The sequence below is a fragment of the Nocardiopsis sp. N85 genome (assembly GCF_028882275.1).
Lineage (GTDB): Bacteria > Actinomycetota > Actinomycetes > Streptosporangiales > Streptosporangiaceae > Nocardiopsis > Nocardiopsis lambiniae.
Window position 1 is genome coordinate 82,512 of the sequence record NZ_JARBUT010000011.1, and the last position, 19,109, is coordinate 101,620.

General features: G+C 73.0%; 11 protein-coding genes. 2 read left to right on the forward strand and 9 right to left on the reverse strand.

Going from position 1 to position 19,109, the window contains the following annotated elements; all coding sequences use genetic code 11:
• Positions 1–210: 210 nt before the first annotated feature.
• From PWG71_RS16865 to PWG71_RS16885, 5 genes are all read right to left on the reverse strand, one after another.
• A complete protein-coding gene (locus PWG71_RS16865; protein ID WP_274810698.1) occupies positions 211–2,238 on the reverse strand; it encodes an acyl-ACP thioesterase in 2,028 nt (675 codons plus the stop codon).
• A gap of 33 nt (positions 2,239–2,271) precedes the next feature.
• Positions 2,272–4,332: a serine/threonine-protein kinase gene (locus PWG71_RS16870; RefSeq protein ID WP_274810699.1), complete on the reverse strand. Its 2,061-nt coding sequence runs from the start codon at positions 4,330–4,332 to the stop codon at positions 2,272–2,274.
• A 12-nt stretch (positions 4,333–4,344) separates the two neighbouring features.
• On the reverse strand, positions 4,345–6,462 hold the full coding sequence (locus PWG71_RS16875; RefSeq protein WP_446725046.1) for a WD40 repeat domain-containing serine/threonine protein kinase: 2,118 nt from the start codon (positions 6,460–6,462) through the stop codon (positions 4,345–4,347).
• A 129-nt stretch (positions 6,463–6,591) separates the two neighbouring features.
• The gene (locus PWG71_RS16880) at positions 6,592–8,643 is read right to left on the reverse strand and encodes a WD40 repeat domain-containing serine/threonine protein kinase (RefSeq protein ID WP_274810701.1); all 2,052 of its coding nucleotides are present in this window, start codon (positions 8,641–8,643) and stop codon (positions 6,592–6,594) included.
• A 474-nt stretch (positions 8,644–9,117) separates the two neighbouring features.
• Entirely contained in the window at positions 9,118–9,480 is a 363-nt protein-coding gene (locus PWG71_RS16885) for a hypothetical protein (RefSeq protein WP_274810702.1), read from the reverse strand.
• A 638-nt stretch (positions 9,481–10,118) separates the two neighbouring features.
• Between PWG71_RS16885 and PWG71_RS16890 the strand changes: the two genes are divergently transcribed.
• Positions 10,119–11,333 carry an MFS transporter gene (locus PWG71_RS16890; RefSeq protein ID WP_274810815.1) on the forward strand — a complete coding sequence of 405 codons (1,215 nt, stop codon included), beginning with the start codon at positions 10,119–10,121 and terminating at the stop codon, positions 11,331–11,333.
• Between the two features lie 241 nt (positions 11,334–11,574).
• Positions 11,575–11,934, forward strand: coding sequence for a VOC family protein (locus tag PWG71_RS16895; RefSeq protein ID WP_274810703.1), 360 nt, complete (start codon positions 11,575–11,577; stop codon positions 11,932–11,934).
• A 168-nt stretch (positions 11,935–12,102) separates the two neighbouring features.
• Here PWG71_RS16895 and PWG71_RS16900 read toward each other — a convergent pair whose 3' ends face one another.
• The 4 genes from PWG71_RS16900 to PWG71_RS16915 form a co-directional block, all read right to left on the reverse strand.
• Complete coding sequence (locus tag PWG71_RS16900) at positions 12,103–13,920, reverse strand: acyl-CoA dehydrogenase (protein ID WP_274810704.1); 1,818 nt, start codon at positions 13,918–13,920, stop codon at positions 12,103–12,105.
• A gap of 254 nt (positions 13,921–14,174) precedes the next feature.
• Entirely contained in the window at positions 14,175–15,905 is a 1,731-nt protein-coding gene (locus PWG71_RS16905; RefSeq protein WP_274810705.1) for a thiopeptide-type bacteriocin biosynthesis protein, read from the reverse strand.
• 41 nt (positions 15,906–15,946) lie between these two features.
• On the reverse strand, positions 15,947–17,251 hold the full coding sequence (locus PWG71_RS16910) for a hypothetical protein (RefSeq protein ID WP_342455986.1): 1,305 nt from the start codon (positions 17,249–17,251) through the stop codon (positions 15,947–15,949).
• Positions 17,248–19,050: a TOMM precursor leader peptide-binding protein gene (locus PWG71_RS16915; RefSeq protein ID WP_274810707.1), complete on the reverse strand. Its 1,803-nt coding sequence runs from the start codon at positions 19,048–19,050 to the stop codon at positions 17,248–17,250. The genes PWG71_RS16910 and PWG71_RS16915 overlap by 4 nt, the downstream gene beginning before the upstream one ends.
• Positions 19,051–19,109 lie beyond the last annotated feature (59 nt).

Consider the following 19,109-nt stretch of genomic DNA (forward strand, 5'->3'; position numbering starts at 1 on the left):
TGGCGCGTTCCGGCCACCCGGTCACGGCCGCCGTGGAGGATGGCGGCGCGGCGCGGGAGTCCAGGCGGCGCGGGGCCGGGTGTACGTCCACGTGGGCGACACCCGCACGCACGGCACGAGGTCCGGTCGTGCGAGGGCGGCCCCCGGCGGCCGGCGAACCGCTCGCCCCGGTCGGTCGACCGGGACCCCGGCGGCCCGCCCGGAATCCGTTCAGAACAGCGGCTCTCCCGGCTCCAGGGTCTCGGCGTCCACCGGCACCACCCGGTTCTCGGGGGTGACGATCATCAGCGTCTCCCCGTCGGGATGCGCCGCCACGTGGACGAACCGGAGCGGGTCCTCGACCCCGGACAGCAGGTCCTCGCCGGTCTCGACGTCCCACACGTACGACGTGTGCCGGTCGGCCTCCGCGAGCTCGACATCGAGCAGGTACCAGTCCGCGTACAACCGCGTCCCGTCGGGGGACAGGCTCAGGTGCTCCATGCGGGTCATCCACTCCTCGTTCAGGTACCCCTCCATGGCGAAGGAGCGCACCTCCCGCCGCCGGACGTAGTCCCACCACACCGACCGGTCCCCGGAGACGTGGACGATCTCGTCGGTACCCGGGACCACGGTGAAGACCCGATCCCTCGAATCCCGCACCGTGTGCAGCTCCCGGCCGTCCCGCGCGTCCCACACCGTCAGCTCCGTGCCGTTCGCGGTGACGACCCGCCCGGGATCGGGCAGGAGCGCCAGACCGGTGCGCTCGGGCACCATCGCGGCGAGCGCCTCGCCGGTGGCGGTGTCGACCAGCCCCACGCCGGCCCGACCCAGGCCGGTGTCCAGCGTGATCGTCATCAGCGACCCCTCCGGGCTGAACCCGGCGTGCAGCGCCTGCCGCGGATCGCTCACCCACACCCCGTCCGGCCCGCTCGGCCCCTTCTGCGGTCCCAGGTGCTCGAAGGTCGTCCCCGACGGCAGGTCGAACGTGGTCACCATGGTCACCGGGAATTCCATGCCCTCGAACCCACGCTCCACCCCGGCCGCCACCAGGCAGCCCGTCGGCGAGAAGACCGGTTCCAGACGCGCCCCCACCTCGGTCAGCCGGGCGATCTCCTCGCCCGCCCGCCAGTCCCACACGCCCAGTCCCCCGTCGGTGAGCACCGCGAGCAGCGACCCGTCCGGTGAGAACGCCGTGGCCCACGCCGGGACCTCCGCCCCGTCCAACGGCGCCTCGGGCGCCGGGTAGGCGACGCCCTCCGCGCAGTCCGCGCCCTCGGACATCACCGGGCCGGTGGTCTCGCCCCCGGCCGGGTCCCCGTCGCCCCCGTGGGCCCACAGCCCGGTCGCCGCGATCGCGGCCAGCGCCACCGCGCCCGCCGTCACCGCCACGATCCGCCGCCGTCGGGCCGCCTCCGGGCGCCGCCCCGTCTCCTCGCCGAGGGGCGCGTCCCCTGCCGCGACGACCAGGTCCCGCTGCTCCCCGGCCCGGACGCGGACCACCGAGAGCACCTCCGGCGGCCAGGGGTCGGCCGCGCGCGGCCCGCCGAGCATGCGCACCAGGTCGGCGGCGACGGGCCGCAGGATCGGGCCGTTGCGCAGGCACGCCTCCACCAGGCCGCGCAGCTGCAACGGCACCCGGGCCAGCCCTTCGGGGCCCTCCACCCCGCTCGCCGCGAACGACACCGTCGCCGCCCACGCGAACACGTCGACACCCGGGCCCACGCCGCCCTCCGGGGCGGCGAACGACGGGTGCGGCGCCCGTCGGTCCACGTCGGCGACCGCCCACTCCAGACCGGGGTCGGCGAGCAGGGCCCGTTCGGTGGTGATCAGCACCCCGTCCGGCCACAGCGACCCGTGCGCCCGGCCCGCCGCGTGGAGGTCGTCGAGCCCCAACGCCAGGTGCAGGGCCACCGCGTGCACGGCGTCCACGGTCAACGGGCCCACCTCGCCCACCAGCTCGGTGAGGGTCATCCCGTACGGCCGCTCCACCGCCACCCACGGCACCGCGCCGCGCAGGTCGGCCGCGCGCACCGCGCACACCCGTTCGCTCTCCAGGCGGTGGCCGCTCTCCACCAGTTCCCCGAACACCGACCGGAACCGGGCGTCGGTGGCGTACTCCGAACGCACCACCCGCACCGCCGTGGGCGGACCGCCCGGTGTGGAACCCAGGTAGACGCGCGCGCAGGCGTCCTCGCCGAGACGGGAGTGGAGCCGGTAGGGGCCGACGGAGGGCGGATCGTGGGGATGGAGGGGGCGCATGGTCCTCGGGGCGGGGTCGGGGCGGACGGTGGGTCAGCCGATGCGGTCGATCAGGCGCATGCGTTCGGGGTCGATCACCCAGACCGGGGCGCCGTCCAACGGGATGCCCGTGATGACCTCTCCCCCGGGGTGGACGGTGATCCCGCCGATGAACCCCTCGTCCTTCTCCTCGGTGAGCTCCCGCCCGGAGGACAGCTCCCACACCTTGGTTCCGAACCGGGCGGCCTTCTCCGGGGTGATGACGAAGTCCGGTGACCTGTGGTTGGCGTAGAGGCGGTCGCCCTCGGGGTTCACCGCCAGCTCGCCGAGAGAACTCCCCTCGGGGAGTTCGGCGGTGAACTCACCGAGCACCTCTCCGCCGGGCAGGCCGGTGCGGACGATCCGCCCGTCCTCGGTGACGTGGTACATCTCCGAGCCGACGAGCGCGACGTTGGCGCCCCACCCGGAGGCCACCCCCTCCAGGCTCAGGACCTCCTCTCGGCTCTCGGCGTCCCACACGTTCAACCGACCGCTGAAGTCCAGGCCGATGACGTGCGCGCCGTCGGCGGTCGCGTGGATCTCGTGGGCGTTGGACGGGCCCCGGTAGGCGCCCACGATCTCATCGGTCTCCAGCTCCACCTCGATGACGGTGGAGTCCGACATCCAGTCGGCGTACAGCAGCGACCCGCCGTCGTGGGAGAACGCCACCGCCTTGACGTCGGTGCCCTCCTGGTAGACCCGGTGCTCGCCGGTCTCGACCGTGTACACGTGCGCGCCGTCGGCGTCCGCGTAGCCGATCCGGCATCCGTCGGGGGAGATCACGGGGACCGCCCCGGACCCCTCCGTCTCGATGTCGATGCGGGCCGACTCGGTCCCCTCCCGCCAGTCCCACAGGACGATGCCCTCGTTCCCGCCCACCACCAGGACGTCCCCCTCGGGGGAGAAGGCCGTGGCGAGCAACCGGCTGGTGGGCGCCAGCGGCCGTTCCCGGGCGTTGGCGGCGAACCCGGCGGCCACGTGGGTGCTCAGATCGCACCGGTCGCGCAGCCCCGGGCCCTCCTCGGGAGCCTCCTCGCCCCCGCCCCGGTTCGTCACCGCGGCCCACGTTCCGGCCCCGCCGACGAGCAGCAGCGCGGTGGCGGCCGCACCCGCGACGAGCAGCCTCCGCCCACGGCGGCGGGCCCGCTCCAGCGCCCGCCGGTCGAGCGGGTGGGAGTACGTCGACGACTCCACGGCCTCCCGGTACTCCCGGGAGATCCCGGTCAGGAGTCCGACGGCGGCCGGTGGGAGCCACGCCTCGGCCGAGGCGGCGGGCGCGGCCGGACCGCCCAGCGTCTTCAGCACCTGGCGGGAGGTGGGGCGCCGGGCGGGGTCCTTCGCCAGACAGGCCTCGATCAGCCCGCGCAGCGACTCGGGCACACCGCTGAGCACGGGATCGTTGTGGGCGATGCGGTACAGGACCGCGGAGGGGTGCCCCTCGCCGAACGGTCCGGTGCCGGTGAGCGCGTACACGAGCACCCCGCCCAGCGCGAACACGTCGGAGGCCGTCCCGCCCACCTCCTCGCGGACGTGCTCCGGGGCCATGTACCCGGGGGTCCCGACGATCCGCCCGTCCTCGCCGTGGGCGTCCCCCATGGCCCCGGCGATGCCGAAGTCGATCACCTGCGGGCCGGAGGCGGAGACCATGACGTTGCCGGGTTTGAGATCGCGGTGCGCCATGCCGGTCGCGTGTACCCGGCCGAGCGCCTCGGCCACGCCCCGGCCCAGGAACCGGACGGCGTCCTCGGTGAGCGGCCCCGTGAGCTGGACGAGGTCGTGCAGGGAGGGCCCCATGACGTACTCGGTGGCCATCCACGGGGTCTGCCCGGACGGGTCGGCGTCCAGCACCCGGGGGGTGTGGGGGCCGTGCACCCGGCGGGCCAGGTCGAGTTCGAGGGCGAAGCGCCCGCGGAAGTCGGGGTCGTAGGCGTACTCGGCGCGCACGACCTTGACGGCGACGGCGCCGCCGTCGGGTGCCGTGCCCAGGTACACGCGGCCCATGCCGCCGACACCGAGCAGGGAACGTATCCGGTAGGGGCCGACGGTCCGGGGGTCGCCGAGGGCGAGTGGTCGCATGGCGGGCTCCTCCTAGGTCAGCTCGGCGACGGTGGTGTACGCGCCGTCCAGGATCAGGATCCGGCCGCCGCCGTCGGCGGCGACGGCCAGGTGCTCCCCGTCGGGGTGGGCGCCCATCGGGCCGTACACCATCACGTCGGCGTCGTGCAGGAGTTCGCCGGTCCGCGGATCCCACACGCTGCCCCGGTCGTCGGCCCACCCGTAGGCGGCGCCGTACAACCGGTCGCCGTCGACGGAGTAGCCCAGGCCGGTGATCGCCTCGTGCTCCTCGCCGGGCTCGGCCATGGCGCGCACCGCGTTCCCGGTGGCGATGTCGACGACGCGCACCGTCCGGTCCTCGGTCCGGACCGCCATGGTCCGCCCGTCGGGGGACGGGGCGAGGTGGAAGATCACGCCGTCCTCGCCCCCGATCCGGTACAGCTCCTCCCCGGTCCGCGCGTCCCACACGGCCACGTGGTCGTTGTTCCAGGACCGGTCGGTGACGACGCCCACCAGACGGGTGTCGTCGAGGGCGAAGACCAGGTCGCCGATCAGCCCGTCCACCGGGATCTCCGGACCCTCCGGAGTCTCCTCCTCGACGTCCCAGACCTGGATGAGCCGGTCGCCGTCGGGGTCGCCGCCCTCGGCGGCGACCAGGGCCAGACGGGAACCGTCGGAGGTGAACGCGGGCATGTCGTAGAAGCCCCGGCCCTCGTTGTCGTAGCCGAGGCGGGTGATCTCCTCGCCGGTGGCGGCGTCCCACAACGTCACGTGTTCCGAGCCGATCCCGTACCCGGTGGCGAAGAGCCCGTCGGGCCGCAGGGCCGCCGCCTGGGGCGCGGCACCGCCGATCACCCGGATCAGCTCCTGCGCGCGCCAGTCCCAGACCGAGACCCCCGCCGTCCCGAAGACGTACAGGGTCTCGCCGTCCTCCGAGAACACCAGGTCGTAGGCCCACCCGGCCAGCGGCGACGAGTCCGGCTCCGCCGACGCCTCGGAGGTGGAGGGGGACGCTCCGGGTTCCGACGGCGAGGCGCTCGGTTCCGCGGTCGACGTCCCACCGCCCGACGGCAGGGTCAGGGCCAGGGCCGTGCCACCCAGCACGACCACGGCCGCGGCGGCGGCCGCGACCGCCGCCCGGCGTCGCCGTCGCGTTCCGGCCGGGCCGGTCGGCGGCACCGCGTCCCCGGCCCCCGCGGCCTCCTCGGGGCCGGGGACGCCCCGGGCCGGTGGGGCCATCGCCTCGGTGGTGCGCTCGGCCTCCTCCACGGACCGGGTCCGGTCCCTCTGGAGGTCGATCTGCTCGGTCACGGGTGAGGGCAGCCAGCCGTGTTCGGCGGTCGGCGGCGGCAGCGACTCCAGGGCGCTCAGGATGTCCGCCGTCTCCGGCCGCTCGTCCGGGTCCTTGGCCAGACACCGGGACAGCACGTCGCGCAGGGGCCCCTCGGTGATCACGTCCAGGTTCGGCTCGCCGGTCATCACCCGGCGCAGTACCTCACCGGGCCGGCCGGGCCCGAAGGGGGGCTCACCGCTCGCGGCGAACACCACGGTCCCGGCCAGCGAGAACACGTCGCTCTTGGGCGAGACGCCCTCGCCGACGACCTGCTCGGGGGAGGTGTAGGCGGGGGTGCCGAGGGTCTGTCCGGTGCGGGTGAGGACGGTCCCCTCGACGGCGCGGGCGATGCCGAAGTCGATCACCTGCGGGCCGCGCGGCGACAGCAGGACGTTGCTCGGCTTGAGGTCGCGGTGCATCAGCCCGGCCTCGTGGATCGTCGCCAGTGCCCGGGCCAGGCCCAAGGTGAGGACCGGCAGCGACTCCGGCGGGAAGGGGCCGCCCGACAGCACCGCCTGTTTGAGGGTGGGACCGGGGACGTACTCGGTGGCCATCCACGGCACGTCCGCCTCGGTGTCGGCGTCCGCGACCGCCGGGGTGAACGGCCCGCGCACCCGTCCGGCGGCGCGGACCTCTCGGGCGAACCGCGCCCGGAACAGCAGATCGTGCGCCAGGTCCTCACGGACCACCTTGAGGGCGGCCAGATGGCCGTCGGCGGTGCGCGCCAGGTACACCCTGCCCATGCCGCCGGCGCCCAGCCGGGCGAGCAGCCGGTGGGGGCCGATCCGCTGCGGGTCGTCAGGGGCCAGGGGTCGCACGGCGGGCACGTTCCTCACGTGGTCGAGGTACGGGAGCGGGGAGGGCCGGGGAGGGGGAGGGTGTTCCTGTCAATGTAGCGGTCGGGTGACGAAGCGTGCGTGACGCGGTCGAACGCGGACCCGGGAGGATCATTCGGACAGGATGCCCATGAGCGTCATCCCCATGTCGTACACGGCGATGTCCCCGGTCTCCGGGCGCACCCCCGCCAACCGCGAACCGTCCGGGGAGATCGCGATGGGGAACAGCGCGGGCGGCGACCACGGGGTGCGCACCGGCTCGCCGGTCTCGAAGTCCCATATCGACAGGAACGCCGCGTCGGTCTGCGGTGCCAGTCTGGCGGCCAGGACCCGCCCGCTGGAGGGGCTGTGCACCACGTCGACCGGGACACCGTGGTCGTCGGCGGGGACGAACGCCCGTACCTCCCGATCCATGGTGGGGTTCATCAACAGGACCCGGTCACCGCGTATGACCAGCACCCCGCCGTTGCCCGTGACCACGTCGAAGGCGCCCGCGCCCGCACCGTTGCGGTCCCGGACCAGGCCGATCCGGGCACCGCCCGGGGTGCGCCAGGTGGCCACGCCGCCGCCGGACTCGCCACCCGCCACCGTCCGACCGTCGAGCGTGTACCGCACGGCTCCCAGCGAGCCCGACCCGGCCAGCGCGGTGGTCGGCTTCCAGGTCTCGGTGTCGTACAGGTGCAGGAACCGTCGGTCGGGATCGTTGTCGATGGCCAGGGCCAGCTCCGCGCCGTTCGGGCTGAACGCCACCGAGCGGATGGTGCGGCCCGACGCGATCGTCCAGGAGCGGCCCGTGGACAGGTCGGTGACCAGCGCCCCGTGCAGGGAGGCCTGGGCGATGAGACACCCGTTGGGGCTGAACGCCGCCGGGGCCGGCGGCAACGGCGCGGCCTCGTTGGGCACGTGGGCCACGGCGGACGAGGAGCGCCAGTTCCACAGGGTGGTCCCGTCGCCGGTGGTGACCGCCAGGGTCGCTCCGTCGAGGGAGAAGGCCAGCTCGACCAGGGTGTCGGGCGAGAAGGACGCCTCGGGGGCCTCGGGCGGGGGCAGCGTCTCGGAGGGGCCGTTGTGCGGGGAGCAGGTCGAGGCCGCGGTTCCGGAGGCCTCCCTCTCGGCTCCCGACAGCGAGTACACGCCGAGCACCGCGAACAGGAGGAGCACGAACACCAGGGCGCACACCCGCAGCAGGGCGCGGCCGTGCGGTCGGGGCCCGGTGGCGCGGATCGTGACGGGGAAGGGATCGAAGCCGGGCGGGGGCAGCGGGCCCAGGGTGGGGGCCGCGACGGAACGGTAGGCCTCCTCGGCCCGGATGACGGTTTCGCGTGACCGCGGCGGCAGCCAGGAGGGCGCGGGGGGTTCGTCGGGAAGGGGACCGCCGAGCTCCTCCAGGAGCCGCGCCGCCGAGGGCCGGTTCTCCGGGAGTTTGTCCAGGCAGGCGGCGATCGTGTCGCGTAACTCCTCGGGAACGCCGGACAGGTCCGGTGGTTCCCGCAGGACCCGGGCGGTCACCTCGGCGGACCTCCCCTCGCCGAAGGGGGCGCGGCCGGTGCCGGCGAAGAGCAGGACCGCGCCGAGCGAGAACAGGTCCCCCTCCGGCAGGACGGCCCGTCCGGCCAGGTATTCGGGCGCGGTGTAGGCGGGTGGCCGGGTGGACCTCCCCCTTCCCACGGGGGAGCCTTCGAGGGCGCGGCCGATGCCCAGGCCGATGAGTTTCGGTCCGGTGGCGTCCACGAGGACGGTGGTGGGGGACAGGTCGCGGTGGACGCACCCCTGCGTGTGCATGTGGTCCAGGGCCTCGGCCAGTCCTCGGGCCAGCAGGCGCAGCGCGGGGCCGGGCAGGGGCCCGCCACGGCCGACCATGTCGCGCAGGCGGGGGCCGGCGACGAAACCGGTGGCCAACCAGGGGCGCTCGGCGGCGAGGTCGTGACCGAGGAGGGGAGGGATGAAACGGCCGCGCGCCCTGGTGGTGCCGTCGGCCTCACGGGTGAAGCCGGTGCGGAACGCGTGATCGGAGGCGTATTCGAGGCGCACGGCGCGGACTGCGGCGGGTCGGCCTTCGGGGTCGACACCCAGGTACACGTCACCCAGATCGCCGGAGCCGAGGTGGGCGATCAGGCGGAAGCCGCCGAGGCGATCGGGCTCATCGGGGGTGAGGGGGCGCATGGGTCCTCTGGGGGGTCCAGGGGCGGATGAGGACGCGGTCGGGACGAAGAGGGGTAGGGGACACCTTAGTCCGTCGGCATCGCCGTTAGGGCACGATTCGGGACCAAGGTCGCCCCTGATGCCTTTTCTCGCACAAGGTCCCTTTGCGTGTCGATCACGTGACTTTCCGTGCTGGCCATGTGGCCTGTGGGGCCCACGTGACCTGAGTGAGAAAAGTTCGAAAAAGAGGGAACCGCGAACCGATTGGGACCGCGTTAGATGTCGTGCCGGTGGATCGGCCCCGTGAGGACGGCAGGGGGCGGATCGCCGTGCGAGCGGCCCGGGGGTCCCGGGTCTGGCGGGTCGGTCGGCGAACACCACGACGGCCGACCCGCCGCGTGGTGCGGCTGGATCGGCCGTGGAAGTGTGGATGGGCGTTCCGTGGCCGGGCCACGGCGCCGTCACGACCGGGTGGGCGCCCGATCGTGGAAGGGGTCAGGCGGCGACCGGCTGGGAGCGGTAGGACGGCTCCGGCGAGTAGGCGAAGGGATTGAGCATCGCGGCCGCGCCGGCCGGGTCGCTGGCGGGGTGCGAGATGGTCCCGCCCTGGAAGAGGTCGTTCCAGAAGAAACGGCCGTCCCGGCACCACACGTTGACGTCGTGCTTCACCGACATGACCGCCAGTTCGGAAGTCCCCGACCAGTAGAACTGGCGGGAGGTGGAGGCGGTGAGTTCACCCAGCAGGGCCGTGATCGCGCGCTCGGCGCAGAACGCGTGGCGGGGCTTGTGCTTGACCCGTCTGGCAAGTGCCGACTTCACCCGGGAGACCCGGGGGTTGTTCAGTCGCCAGTGACTCAAGGTCGTCTCCAGTGTGTCTCGTTTGCCGCGGTTCGGACCGTGTGTGGCGATTGCGGCCACGTTGCGGCGGTTCAAGGTCCACCGTTCCGCCCTGGGGGCGTTGACGGCTTCCCTCCACAAAGTTGGTGAGGTTCAGAGGTTGTCGTTACCTCGTAGTTATTCTTTGCGCTCCGGATGCTAGCAGTACCTGACCCCCGGTAGTCGAGACTTCTGGGAGTGACCAATGTCACATTTAACGAAAGGGTCTCGACCGCATGTTGTTGTATATCCGCAGGTCAGAGATTGCTTATCGATAGTGTGTACGTTTTTTTCAGGAGCGATTACTCGCGAGTAATCCCGAGTCTGCTGTAGGAAGTGTCACCGGTTCCGGCAGCGCATAGCGCATCAGAAGTCACTCAGGGTGACTTTGCCCAGCTTGGAGGCCCTTGACCCTTCTCGCGCCCTTCCTTGCCCTTGGCGGGTCCGGCTGTGCCGCACCCGCCGGCGTGGTGTTCTGCGTCCGTGGTAACCCCGGTGTAATAGGCGCGCGCGCGTCTGAAGGAGACTGGAGAGGTCGTACCTCTACGAGAGAAGCACCCGTGACCCAGACCCAGACATCCGGTGACAGGACAACCGGGAGCGAGGCTCCCCAGGAACCCATGGGCGGCGCCCGCGCCTGGCTGGTCTGGGGCGTCGCCGTGGGCGGCTACTTCCTGGCCATGCTCCACCGCAACGGACTCGGCGTCGCCGCCCTGGAGGCCCAGGAGCGCTTCGACGTCGGCCCCGCCCTGCTCTCGCTGCTGCCGATGCTCCAGCTTCTGGTCTACGTCCTGCTCCAGGTGCCCGCGGGACTGCTCGCCGATCGTCTCGGCCCCCGTTACACCCTCGTCATGGGCATGATCGCGATGGCGGTGGGCTCCTGCCTGTTCGCCCTCGCGCCCGGCGTCGAGGTCGCCATCGCCGGCCGCTTCCTCATCGGCCTCGGTGACGCCCTCGTCTTCCTCAACGTCATCCGGCTGGCCGCCCTGTGGTTCCCCCGTGCCCGCTACGCCCTCGTCAGCGGGCTCACCGGTGTCGTCGGCGGCACCGGCCAGGTCGCCAGCGCCGCACCCCTGGCCTGGGCGCTGGGCGGGATCGGCTGGGTCGCGGCGTTCCTCGTCACGACCGGGTTCACCGTCCTCATGGCCCTGCTCGTCCTGCTGGTCGTGCGCGACCGCCCGGCCGGCGCCGCCGGTCACTCCACGGTCATCGACCCCATCCCCGTGTGGGCCGCGCTCAAGGAGGCCCTGGCCGCGCGCGGGCCGCGCATCGGCATGGCCCACCACGCGGCGGTGATGGCGCCCTTCACGATGATGATGGTGCTCTGGGGCTACCCCTTCCTCGTCACCGGTCTGGGGCTGGTGGAGGGCACCGCCGCCCTCACCCTCACCGCGTTGGCCGCCGGGGCGCTGTGGCTGGCACCGGTTGTGGGCGCTCTCGTCGGCCGTCACCCGGCGCTGCGCGGGGTCCTCGCCCTCTTCCTGGGCACCGTCCTCTCCCTCGGTTGGCTGCTCCTGGTGGTGTGGCCCGGCGGGGTGCCCACGGGGGTCGGGCTGGCCGTCCTGGCGGCGAGCGCCGTGGGACAGACGCTGGCCCCCACGATCTCCTTCGACTTCGCCCGCGACGGGATCCCGGCGGGCCGCACGGGGGTCGCGTCGGGTCTGGTCAACATGAGCGGGTTCACGACGGCCGTGGTGTGCACCGTCGCGGCGGGCGCGGTCCTCCAGGCCCTCCCGGAGGGCCCCGACGCGTTCCGCGTGGCGTTCGTGCCCATGTGCGTCACGACGATCCTCGCCACCGGCGTCCTGTACCTCTTCATCCTCCGTCGCCCCTGACGGCCCCACGCGGCCTTCTCCGGTCTCCGGGGCGGCCCGGGGAGTTCCGACGCGCCTTTCCCCGTCGTCGTGGACCCGGGCGTTCGCCACCTCCAGGTGGACGCCTTCCCGGGCAGCGCCCCCATCCTGCGCCGTCCGGGTTTCACGGCCACCACCACGCCCCCTGCGTCTGGACATCGCCGACACCGGGGTGACGGCCCGGAGCAACGGGAACGTCGGTGGGATGGCGCACGATGGGCGTATGACGTCATCTCAGCACCACCGCATCGACTACGTCGAGATCCCGGCCGCCGACCTGGAGGCGTCCAAGCGCTTCTACGCCGAGGCGTTCGGCTGGGAGTTCAACGACTACGGACCCGACTACGCGGGCATCCGGGGTCCCGGGGGCCGGGAGGCCGGCGGTCTCACCCCGCACGGGCCGGAGCACCGCGGCGGCGGACCCCTGGTCCTGCTGTTCTCCGCCGACCTGGACGCGTCGGTGGCGGCGGTGGAGAAGGCCGGGGGTCGCGTCCTCCAGGGCCCCTACGCCTTCCCCGGCGGTCGCCGGTTCCACTTCGCCGACCCGGCGGGCAACGAGCTGGGCGTCTGGGCCGAGTCCTGAGAGGAACCCGTGGCTTCTCCGCTCGTTGATCTCATCTGATTTCGAGCCGATAGCCGAGGTCACGGGGCAGCCCGTGGAGCGTTTGAGGACCGTTTGACCGACACGGAGGGGGCGGGGCCGCGTCGCGGCCCCGCCCCCTCCGTGCGGCGGTTCGGTCCCCGTGTGGCCCTAGAAGGCGGACTCGGGAACGTCCATGAGGTCGTTGGTGACGTTCTCGGCGATGCGGCGCTCGGCGGCGACGCGCGGCAGGAACTGGTCGGCGAAGAAGCGCGCGGCGGCGATCTTGCCGGTGTAGAAGTCCTTGTCGTCGCCCTCGGCGCCGTCGACCCTGGCCAGGGCGATCTCGGCCTGGCGCAGCAGCAGCCAGCCCAGGACCACGTCACCGAAGGCCATGAGCAGACGGACCGAGTTGAGGCCCACCTTGTACAGCTCGCGCGGGTTCTCGGCGGCGCCCATCGCGTGGCCGACCATGATCTCGACGATCTTCTCGACGTTCTCGGTGGCCTCCAGGAGCAGCTTGCGCTCCTCCTTCAACTGGCCGTTGCCGGCCTCGCTGTTGGCGAAGGCCTTGATCTCGCCGACGAGCGTGCCGAGGGCCTGGCCACCGTTCTTCAGGATCTTGCGGAAGAAGAAGTCCTGGGCCTGGATGGCCGTGGTGCCCTCGTACAGCGTGTCGATCTTGGCGTCACGGATGTACTGCTCGATCGGGTACTCCTGTAGGAAGCCGGAGCCGCCCAGCGTCTGGAGCGACTCGGCCAGCAGCGCGTAGGAGCGCTCGGAGCCGACACCCTTGACGATCGGGAGCAGGAGGTCGTTCATGGCCTCCAGCTCTGTGTGGTCCTCACCGTTGGCCTGGGCGATCTGGATCGCGTCCTGCTGGGTGGCGGTCAGCATGATGAGGGACCGCATGGCCTCCACGTAGGACTTCTGCGTCATCAGGCTGCGACGCACGTCCGGGTGGTGGGTGATGGTGACCTTCGGGGAGTTCTTGTCGCCGGCGAGGTCGTTGCCCTGCACGCGCTCCTTGGCGTACTCCAGGGCGTTGAGGTAACCGGTGGACAGGGTGGCGATCGCCTTCGTCCCGACCATCATCCGCGCGTACTCGATGATGAGGAACATCTGGCGGATGCCGTCGTGCTTGTCGCCGACGAGGTAACCGATGGCGGGGTGCTTGTCGCCGAAGGTCAGCTCACAGGTGGTGGAGGCCTTGAGGCCCATCTTGTGCTCGACGTTGGTCACGTAGGCGCCGTTGCGCTCACCGAGGGAGCCGTCCTCGTCGACCAGGTACTTGGGGACCAGGAAGAGCGAGAGGCCCTTGGTGCCGGGCCCGGCGCCCTCGGGGCGGGCCAGCACCAGGTGGAAGATGTTCTCGGTCATGTCCTGCTCGGCCGAGGTGATGAAGCGCTTCACGCCCTCGATGTGCCAGGTGCCGTCGCCCTGGTCCACGGCCTTGGTGCGGCCGGCGCCGACGTCGGAGCCCGCGTCGGGCTCGGTCAGCACCATGGTGGCGCCCCAGCCGCGCTCGATGGCCTGCTGGGCGAACCTCTTCTGCGCCTCGTTGCCCTCGGAGTGGAGGATGCTCGCGAAGCCCGGACCCGCGGAGTACATGTGGATGGAGGGGTTGGAGCCCAGGACCAGCTCGGCCGCGGCCCATACGAGGGAACGGGGGGCGCCGAGACCGCCGAGCTCCTGCGGGAGGTCGATGTTGTACCAGCCGGCGTCCATGTAGGCCTGGTAGGACTTCTTCAGGCTCTTGGGGAGCTGGACGGTGTTGGTCTTGGGGTCGAAGACCGGGGGGTTGCGATCGGCGTCCTCGAACGACTCGGCGATGACGCCGGTCGCGAGGCGGTCGATCTCGTCCAGGATCGTCCGCGCGGTCTCCTCGTCCAGCTCCTCGAACGGGCCCTGCCCCAGGATGTCCTGGCGCTGGAACAGCTCGAAGAGGTTGAACTGGATGTCGCGCAGGTTGCTCTTGTAATGCGTCATGGACAGCTCCGCTGTGTCCCTGGCCGCGGTGTCTGTACACGCGGATCTACCGACTAGTAACAAGTCAATGTTACTACCGAGTAGCGCTCAATGCCAGTGGGGGTAGGGGACCTGTGTCCCGCAGGACAGGGACGGATGGCGAAACGCCTGGTGGGAACGGGGTCAGAGTATTCCCGAGTGGGGATGGGAACGCTCCCGGACGGAACGTCGGTGTGTCGCCCGGTCATCGGACGCCCGTCGCCCGTCACCGTCCGTCACCGCTCTCCCAGGGCGGACCGCCGCCGCGGCCCCTCCGCTCCGCCGCCCACCGGGATCAGGGTCATGACCGTCCGGTCGATGCCGTCCAGGTGCAGCAGCGCGTGCGCGGCGTCGTCGACGAAACCGGAGACGACCAGGCTCCGCAGCCCCAGGGCCGTCGCGCACAGCGTCAGGTTCTGCGCGATGTGCCCCGCCTCCTGGAGGAGCAGCCGCAGCGCCCGCTGCCCGTAACCCGCCCGCAACCGGCCCACGTCGCCCACCAGGAACACGATCGCCCCCGCGCTCGCCGTCACCATGCCGGGCATCCCGTCCGCGGACGGGCGCAGGAACGGGGAGAGCGCCGTCAGCCGCTCCACCGGCACCGGTCCGTCCGCCCGCACCAGGGCGTGCCCCTCCGCCCGGTACCGGTACACCCCCGGGTCCACGCCGGTGACGTCGCGCACCACCGCCCACACCTCGGTCGCGTAGGCCGCACCGGGGCTGGGGTGTCGGCGCGGCGGCCGGTGCCTGCCGGGCTCGTCGGCCCGTTCCGCGCTGACCCCTGCGGCGTGACCCAGCAACGACGCGAGTTCCGCGAGCGACAGCCCGGACCCGTAGTCGCCGTGGGCGCTGCCCCGGCGCGCGAGCACCTCGCCCAACGGCGCGGTGAGCGGCACCGGCGGCGGCAGCTCCGTGACCGGCGCTCCGAACGCTTCGGGGCGCTCCGTCTCCACCGGCACCGGGCGCGGCAGCTGGGTGGTCGCGATCGCCTCGGTCCGGTACTTGGCGGCCTCGGCGTAGGCGCGGTCGGGCGCGCTCGCCCCGTCGGCGAAGTAGTCCTCCCGCGCCTCCCAGCGCGGGTAGGCCAGCGAGGCCAACCAGGCGATCCGCCGCTCGTCCTCGATGTCCAACCCCAGCCGGTTGTGGTTCATGTGCACCAGCGACCACACGATCCGGTCGATCCCGTTGGCCAGCGGTCGCTCGGCGTGCAGCGCCCGCAACCGGTCCACGGTGTCGCCGAGCGCCCGGGTCCACAGGTGGTGGGTGCTGTTCCCCTCGGTGGCGACCAGCCGCTCCAGCAGCGAACGCCGTTGCAGCCACCGCGACGGCGAGGAGTGGAACAACCGCTCGGCCTCCTCCCGGGGCCGGTCGTCGCCCCGGGCCACCTCCGCCGAGAAATCCCAGGCGGCGTGGTATCCGCGGGCCTGGCGCACCGCCGTCACGTCGTCCCACCCCAGGATCCCGAACGCCAACGACATCAGGTCGGCGGCGATCGCCTGCCGTTGCCCGGCCCGGGGCGCGGACCGCAGGACGGCCACGGCGATGGCGGTGCTCGCGCAGAAGAAGTCCTCGCACACCTCCAACGCCTCGGGCCCCCCGTAACGGGCGGTCTCCGGTTCGTAGACCGCGTCGACGACCTCGCCGTCGGCGTGCCAGTCGTCGGGGTCGGCCTGCGGCAACCGCGCGTAGTAGGTCGCCGGATCCACGTCCAGGACGTCGTCGGAGGTCTTCGCCGCCGCCGCGCGCACGTGCTCGGCGAACCCGCGCACCGCCTCGGCCGCGGCGTTCAGGAACCGCACCCGCAGGTGGGGTCCGCCCGCCCAGTACCGGATGAAGAACCACGCCTGGGCGTCCCCCTCGGCGACCACCGCCTCGGCGGCGGGCGCCACGTGGTCGAGCAGGAACGCGTCGATGTTCTCGCGGCCGCGGTGCAGGTGGACGTACACGGCCGACCAGGTGCGGGTCATCGATCTCCTCGGGACGTTCGGGGGAGGGGGGAGACGGTGGATCAGGGTGCGGCGTCCACGGGCAGGTCCAGGTAGGTTCCGCGTTCGGCGCGCACCCACAGCTGGTAGGCGGGGGTCGAACCGGGGTCCAGGCCGAGCACGGCCGCCCACTCCGACTCCGTGTGATTGCGCATGGGCCGTGCGCACAGCCCGGTCGCGGCCGCCGCCAGGCAGCCCCACTGGGCGATCCACCCCAGCAGGGGGTGCAGGGCGGTCTGGGCGCGGTCGCCGAAGGCGCGCGCCCACGGGGCGAAGTCGACCGACAGCGTGTAGCCGAGCGAGGACGACACGTTGGTCTCTCCGGTGCGCGGCACCGGGCGGGACGGCCCCGGGGCGCCGCCGGGGCGCAGTTCGACGGCGACCCGGTCGTCCACACGGTCCTCGACCAGCACGATCCGGTCCAGCCGCAGCGTGTCCGCGGGTATCGCGGGGACCGACGCCGCCAGCGCGGCCACCAGGGCCCGGGTGACCTCCACGCCGTCATCGGGGGAGACGTACGCGCTGGTCACCAGGTTGGCGGAGGAGACCCCGCTGGTGCGCTCGTCCAACCACCGGCGCAGGCCCGCCCCGCTCGCCCCGCGCGCGGCGACGTCGGCGACCCCGATCAGGGACGGCGGGTCGATCACGACCGCCCCGTCGGCCGCCGGCCCCACGGTGAGAACGGCGCAGGGGGCGAACCCCTCCGGCACCGGGGTCCCCTCGGGGGCGAACACGGTGCGGGGCGCCAGTCCGGCCCGAGCCAGCGTCAGCCCGAGGGTCGCGGCCAGGTGACCGCCCTCCAGCAGGGCCAACGACGGCCGCAGCCGGCCGTACTCGGGCGGGTAGCGCCGGTGGTCCACCGCCACCACCATCCGGGCCCCGGCCAGGGCCGTCTCCAGGTCGTCCGGCACCGACGACGCGCCCCACGGCCGCAGGGCGTGCGTGCGCGGGTCCACCCGCAGGCACCACCGGTCCTCCGCACCCGCCTCGGAGACCAGGAACAGGTCGGCGCCGAACAGCCCGCGCGGCGACGGATAGGCCCGGTGCACGGGGTACCGGTCGGCGGGGGAGAGCCGGCGCACCCGCACCGCCTCCACGCACGCCGCCGCCAGCCGGGCGCCCGGCGACCACGGTCCGGCGAGCGCCGGACCGGCGGCGTCCACCTCGCGCAGGGCCGCCAGCGCCGTCGACGGCGCGCGCGGACCGGACTCCGCGCGCAACGTCGCGTCCCCCAGTCCGGGGCCGAAGAACAACGTCTCCACCGGTGCGACGTCCTTGTCGTACGACTGCGCGTGGAACGCCGCGAGCGCCCGGGTCGCCTCCGTCACGGGAACGGATGCGGAACCGGACGGACCTCGCCGGGTCGCTCCCATGGGACTCCTCCCTCGAACAACGTGGACGCCCGGGTCAGCCGCTCCAGGCCGCGGGTCCGGCGGTGGGTGTGGCCGAACGTCATCGGCAGCGCCCCGGGCACGATCACCTTCACCGACCGCACCCCGGCCGCCGCCGCGTAGGGGGCGCTGCTCTGGTCGACCACGATGACGTCCAGGCCCAGCGCGTGCATCGCCGCCAGGCGTTCGCGCAGGATCGCGCCCAGGTCGGCGCCCGCGAACGACGCCGGGCCCCGGGCGGCGAACGCCTCCGCCGACACGACCCCGGACGGGTGCTCCAGGAACTCCCAGTGCCGGCGGGCCTCCCACAGCCCGTGCACGCCGGTGTGGTCCTCCAACGTCCTCACCAGAGTGAAGTCGTCGAGCATGGGACGGCAGCGCTCGACGTTCACCGACTCCCGCATGCGCACCCACTTGGGGTACATGAGGGCGTTGGTGGCGGTCTCCTCGACCGCCGCCATCAGGGCCCGGCGGGGATCGAGGTGGGTGCCGGTGGCCAGACTCATCGCGGGGGCGGTCCCGGAGCGCACCACCTCCTCCGGCGCGGTCACCGTCGCCAGCGCGGTGGGCACGCCCAGGTCGGAGGTGACGTCCAGGATCCGCAGTCGCAGGCCGCGCTCGGTCAACAGGTCCACGAGATGGACCAGGTCGGGGTCGTCGGGTGTGTCGATCTCCCGCAACCGGGTCCGGGAGTACCACGCGAGCAGGAAGGCGTCGCGCTCGATCACCTCGAACAGGCCGTACAGGACGGCCTCGGCCAGGTCGCCGCCGACCGCGCATCCGTTGGAGGACTCGTACAGGAAGCGGGTGTCGCCGGTGCCGGCGTGCCAGAACGCCACGTGCTCGGGCACCAGCACCCGGCGGCCCTCCAGGGTGGACCAGGCCCACACCCAGTGGGTGGGGGTGTGCGGGGTGTAGGGGATCGGGTCGAACGCCGGATGGCCGTGCCATTCGGGTTCGTGCAGGCCCAGGCGGGCGGGGTCGACGGCGTCGTCGGCCAAAGCGGAGTAGGAACCCCACACGCGGGGCGCGCCGGAGTGCCGGTGGCCGCCGGTGACCCGTTCGACGCCCTCCAGCAGGGCGGGGACCTCGCTGTCGGCGAACCGGGTGGAGCGGCCGTACCCGCCTTCGCGCCGGGCGTGACCGGGGGAGACGGTCTCGCAGGTCACCAACGCCAGCGGGGACTCCTCGTCCCGGTACACATGGGCGGCGGGGCCGAACCGGAAGTCCAGCAACCGTTCGCGCAGTTCCTCGCGGTCCATCCGCCGTACCCGCAGCGCGTCGCCGGGGACCGGGCGCGCGACCGCCGTGTCCAGACCGCCGGGCACGGTCAGGCCCTCCCCGTCGGGGAAGCAGTGGCCGCACCGGGGGTGGGGGACGAACGTGTGGCGGGTGATCTCGCCGGTGCGGCAGTCCAGCGCCCACAACGCCAGCCGCAGCGACTCGGGGACCTCGGCCGCGGCGCGGGTCAGGACGGTCCAGACATCGGCCCACAGGGGGAAGAGCGGGGGTTCGTCGCCGACGGGGGAGGTGTCGCCCTCCAGGTCGCGTCGCCACCTTCCGGCGCACCGGGCGCACCCGGTCCCGTCATCGGCGGTCCACGGCCCGACCACCGCCAGCCCGCCGCTCATGCCCAGGTACAGGACGCCGTCGCCGGCCCGGACGGTGCGTGGCTCCGCCAACGTGGCTCCCACCGGCGACGGAGCCCGGGTCTCCTCACGCGCCACCGTGTTCATGCGCCCCCCTCCCGTCCCACGGTTCCCGTCGTCGGATCCCACCGGCGTCGCGGTGCGGA

Excerpts from the sequence above, each read along its gene's own strand:
- PWG71_RS16915 (WP_274810707.1), bottom strand. The coding sequence starts at position 19,050 with ATGAACACGGTGGCGCGTGAGGAGACCCGGGCTCCGTCGCCGGTGGGA.
- PWG71_RS16865 (WP_274810698.1), bottom strand. The coding sequence starts at position 2,238 with ATGCGCCCCCTCCATCCCCACGATCCGCCCTCCGTCGGCCCCTACCGG.
- PWG71_RS16895 (WP_274810703.1), top strand. The coding sequence starts at position 11,575 with ATGACGTCATCTCAGCACCACCGCATCGACTACGTCGAGATCCCGGCC.
- PWG71_RS16900 (WP_274810704.1), bottom strand. The coding sequence starts at position 13,920 with ATGACGCATTACAAGAGCAACCTGCGCGACATCCAGTTCAACCTCTTC.
- PWG71_RS16870 (WP_274810699.1), bottom strand. The coding sequence starts at position 4,332 with ATGCGACCACTCGCCCTCGGCGACCCCCGGACCGTCGGCCCCTACCGG.
- PWG71_RS16880 (WP_274810701.1), bottom strand. The coding sequence starts at position 8,643 with ATGCGCCCCCTCACCCCCGATGAGCCCGATCGCCTCGGCGGCTTCCGC.
- PWG71_RS16890 (WP_274810815.1), top strand. The coding sequence starts at position 10,119 with ATGGGCGGCGCCCGCGCCTGGCTGGTCTGGGGCGTCGCCGTGGGCGGC.
- PWG71_RS16905 (WP_274810705.1), bottom strand. The coding sequence starts at position 15,905 with ATGACCCGCACCTGGTCGGCCGTGTACGTCCACCTGCACCGCGGCCGC.